The organism is Pseudomonas sp. P5_A2_2 (assembly GCF_054177685.1).
Genome location: NZ_JBGCUL010000404.1, coordinates 1 through 3,991, shown reverse-complemented (window position 1 = coordinate 3,991; position 3,991 = coordinate 1). Strand labels below are relative to the sequence as shown.

The 3,991-nt window shown below is 64.0% G+C and carries 4 protein-coding genes and 1 pseudogene; 1 reads left to right on the top strand and 4 read right to left on the bottom strand.

Annotated elements, in window-relative coordinates:
• From ACXRVY_RS19310 to cobG, 4 genes and pseudogenes are all read right to left on the bottom strand, one after another.
• Positions 1–691: pseudogene (locus ACXRVY_RS19310) on the bottom strand (precorrin-3B C(17)-methyltransferase); the annotation flags it as partial.
• Positions 691–1,422, bottom strand: coding sequence for a precorrin-2 C(20)-methyltransferase (locus tag ACXRVY_RS19305; protein WP_458238004.1), 732 nt, complete (start codon positions 1,420–1,422; stop codon positions 691–693). The gene ACXRVY_RS19305 and the pseudogene ACXRVY_RS19310, both read right to left, overlap by 1 nt.
• Complete coding sequence (locus tag ACXRVY_RS19300; RefSeq protein ID WP_108218487.1) at positions 1,422–2,048, bottom strand: precorrin-8X methylmutase; 627 nt, start codon at positions 2,046–2,048, stop codon at positions 1,422–1,424. Before ACXRVY_RS19300 ends, ACXRVY_RS19305 begins: the two co-directional genes overlap by 1 nt.
• Complete coding sequence (gene cobG, locus ACXRVY_RS19295; protein ID WP_223462759.1) at positions 2,041–3,363, bottom strand: precorrin-3B synthase; 1,323 nt, start codon at positions 3,361–3,363, stop codon at positions 2,041–2,043. The genes ACXRVY_RS19300 and cobG overlap by 8 nt, the downstream gene beginning before the upstream one ends.
• Positions 3,364–3,531: 168 nt before the next feature.
• Between cobG and cbiE the strand changes: the two genes are divergently transcribed.
• On the top strand, positions 3,532–3,991 hold a 460-nt coding region (gene cbiE / locus ACXRVY_RS19290; protein WP_458238003.1), incomplete at its 3' end, for a precorrin-6y C5,15-methyltransferase (decarboxylating) subunit CbiE.

Below are 3,991 nucleotides of genomic sequence, written 5' to 3'. Positions count from 1 at the left end.
GATGCAATGCCTCGCGAACCGCCACTGCGACGTTCACCAGACCAGCATCCACAGCGACCATCACATTGCGCGGGTAGATCAACAATTCGTTGGCCGCGGGTGCCCGTTCGGCATGACCGACATGCACCGCCAGTCGGGCCTGAGCATCTTCGGGCAACTGCGCCTGCGCCAGCCATGGGGCTTCACCCTCAATGCGCACCGTTTCGCCGGCCAGCAGATCGGAGACAAAACGCTTGCCCAGTTCCAGATCACCAAGGGCATAACCGCTGGGCGGGTTGAGCAGGCAGGTGCCGAAACGCAACTCGCCGCTGGTGGTGATCGCCGCAGCGACTTCAAGTGCGGTGGCAATCTCCCGCGCCATCACATTCACCCCGCCGAGACCGCCCAGCAGCGGCACTACGGCGCTGCCGTCTTCAGCCACCGCCAATACTGGTGGCTCGGCGCCCTTTTCCAGCAACAAGGGCGCCAGCGTGCGGATCACGATCCCGGCCGCGCACAGGGCAATGATCGGCGTGCCCTGTTGATAGAGCTCGCGCAGGGTCGCACCGAATTCGTGATAGACCCGGTCCGCGCCTTCGACCCGTTCGGCCAGACCATGGATCAGGGCTTCGGGGTACACCTGTTGAATGCTGCGCGCGGTAGCGAGGCTGCCATTGCCGAGAATGACAATCGCCGGAACTGGACGGGTCATCAGCCTTGCCACCTTTCGCCGGGAACGATGATCRACGAGAAATACGGCGAGGACATCGGCTCGACCTGATCCAGCGGCACGATCTTCTGATTGGCCATGGTCGCGCGTTCGACGTACAGCGCACGTTCGGCCAGGCCGAGCTCTTCCAGCACCTGGCGGACCTTGGGAAAGTTGCGCCCCAGTTTCATGATCACCGCCGCATCGGCATCGGCCAGGCGACGCTTGAGTTCGTCGTGCGGCAGCACACCGGACAACACCGACAGACTCTGATTGCGATATACCAGCGGTGCACCGAGCACCGAGGCGCCACCAAGCATCGAACACACACCGGGCACGACCTCAGCCTGATAGCGCTCGGCGAGCCGGTCGTGCAGGTACATGTAGGAGCCGTAGAAAAACGGATCGCCTTCGCAGATCACCGCCACATCACGGCCCGCGTCGAGATGCTCGGCCAGTTCTTGCGCAGCGTCATCGTAGAAGTCGCTGATCACTTGTTCATAGGACAACGGTGCCGGCAAGGCTTCGGTGGTCACCGGGTACACCAGTGGCAACAAATTCTGTGCGTCTTGCAGGTGTGCTTCGATGATGCCGAAGGCATTGCCCTTCTTGCCCTTGGCGACGAAGTACGCCACCACCGGGGATTCGCGCAGCAAACGCAGGGCCTTGATGGTGATCAGTTCCGGATCACCGGGGCCGACGCCGAGGCCGATCAAACGTCCAGGTTGCTGCATCATTCGATCTCCGTGGCGAGGGCATTGACAGCGGCGGCGGCCATGGCGCTACCGCCCAGGCGACCCTGCATGATGACAAAAGGCACGCCACGGCTGTCAGCCGCCAGTGCTGCCTTGGATTCGGCTGCGCCGACGAAACCCACCGGAAAACCGAGGATCAACGCCGGTTTCGGCGCACCGGCGTCGAGCATTTCCAGCAAGTAAAACAGCGCCGTCGGCGCATTGCCGATGACCACCACACTGCCTTCCAGATGCGGGCGCCACAGTTCCAGCGCGGCGGCGGAGCGGGTGTTGCCCAGCTCGCGAGCCAGTGCTGGAACACTGTCATCGCGCAGGGTGCAGATCACCTGGTTGTTCGCCGGCAAGCGTGCGCGGGTCACGCCCTCGGAGACCATCCGCGCATCGCACAGGATCGGCGCACCGGCCGCCAGCGCATCGCGCCCCGCCTTGCCCGCACCTTCGGAAAACTGCAAACCGTCGATGGCCTCGACCATGCCGCAGGCGTGGATCACACGCACCGCGAGTTTCTCCAGATCGGCCGGGATGCGGTCGAGGTTGGCCTCGGCGCGAATGATCGCGAAGGAGTTGCGATAGATCTCCTGACCGTCGCGGATGTAATCAAGCATCAAGGGGGCTCCGTGAGCGGGCGTCGAGCAAGGCCGCGACCGCTTCAATAGTAAGGTTGCGTGCGTGCAGCGCGCCGAAACCCGGCTGCGCTGCATCGCGTAAATAGAGATCGTAGTGACCGGGGGCCACGGCCAGCAAAGTGACGGGCGCCGTATGCGCGGCGGCGCAGGAACGCGGGCAACCGCTCAAATGTACGTTCGGTGCTTGTCCGTGACGCTGCAGCACTTCGGCCAATTTCAGGGCATCACCCTTGGTCTCGGCCAACCCCTTGGCGCAACCGATGGAACCGGTGCAGGCGATCAACCGGGACAATGGCTGATCGGCTTCGCACTGCAAGCCCAGACATTGCAATTGCCGAATGACCTCGGCGGCGTTGTTCACGCGGACATTGGGCAGCAGCAGGCTTTGCCAAGGTGTGAAGCGCAGACTGGAATCACCGAACTCGCGTGCCAGTTGCGCCACACCTCGCAGCATCGTCGGATCGAGCCGACCCAGCGGCGGGACAGCCCCCACATAGACAACACCGGGCTCGGCCTGGGGATGTGCGCCGATGTGCACATCACTGGAGCCCGAAACCCGCTGCCAACCGACAACCGCTTGCATCAATACTCGCTCAGCCAGCCGAAGCAGTACGAACTCGACCGAGTATTCGGCCAGCAAATGACGCATACGCGTCTGCTCGGGGCGCGCCAGTTCCAGGAACAACTCAAGAACCGCGACCACCAGCGCGTGCCCGTCATCGAGTGCAACCGAACCGGCGGGGCTGTCCGTCGGGCATCCCGCCAGACCGAACGCGAACCGTCGCTCACCGTATTGCTCAAACGCCGAGAGCCACAGGTCATGGGGATGTTCGAGCATCGTCAGGTCTTCGCCACCATCGAGTTGCACGGCGAACTTGGCACTGAGGTCGTGGAACGCTTCCTGGCTTTGCAGTGTGGCAAGGATCTGCCCGGCCAGCGGGCGAGTGTCGAACAGCATGCGCCGATCGATCCCGGCGCCGGGGCTGAGCATCAGGTTGCGTACATCGTCGCCAGCCGCCGTGCGCGGCCCCAGATCGGCGGCCAACAGGCTGTCGATCAACGCCGATTGCTCGTTGCCGATGCCGCGGATCTGCAGATTGGCCCGGTTGGTCGCCTCGATCGCCCCGCTGGCGTAACGCTCGGCCGCAGACGCTACGGCCTCGGCCTGGTCGCTGCTGATCGAACCACCGTTCAACTTGATCCGGCAGATGCCGCCATCCAGTGCCGGCACGATACGCAGCAACCCCGGGCAAGCCGAGGGGCGTAAGGCAGTGGACAGCGGACGTTGGTTCAAGGCGGACCCGTTCAGGTGGCGAGGCGATTCACGGCGAAAGTGCGCGGTATTATGCCTGCTTTACTTCGCTGCATGAAAAGACTCCGGTCGGGAAGAGAAGGCAGTCAGCTCAAGGAACCCGCGCTATCATGCCGCCCAACAACGTTTAACGCGTGATTGAGGAATGGCATGACACCCTGGCTGACGGTAGTAGGCATCGGCGAAGACGGTTTCAAGGGCCTGGGCAAGAATGCCCGGCATGCGCTGTTGCGCGCCTCGAAAATCTTCGGCGGCCAGCGGCATCTGGATTTGCTCCCGCCGTGCATACGCGGCGAGCGCCAGCCGTGGCCGACCCCCTTCTGCCTGGAGTCGCTACTGTCGCGCCGTGGCGAACCCGTCTGCGTCCTGGCCAGTGGCGACCCGATGTTCTTCGGCGTCGGCGCCAGCCTCGCCCGGCAACTCCCCGCAGCCGAGATGCTGACGCTTCCCGCGCCGTCCTCCTGCTCACTGGCCGCAGCACGAATGGGTTGGCCCTTGCAGGAAGTGGTCACCCTTTCGGTGGTGGCCCGGCCTGTCGCCGCACTCAACGCCCACCTGTCCAGCGGCGTGCGCTTGCTGGTATTGAGCAACGACGGCCGCAGCCCCGCAG

Excerpts from the sequence above, each read along its gene's own strand:
- ACXRVY_RS19300 (WP_108218487.1), bottom strand. The coding sequence starts at position 2,048 with ATGCTTGATTACATCCGCGACGGTCAGGAGATCTATCGCAACTCCTTC.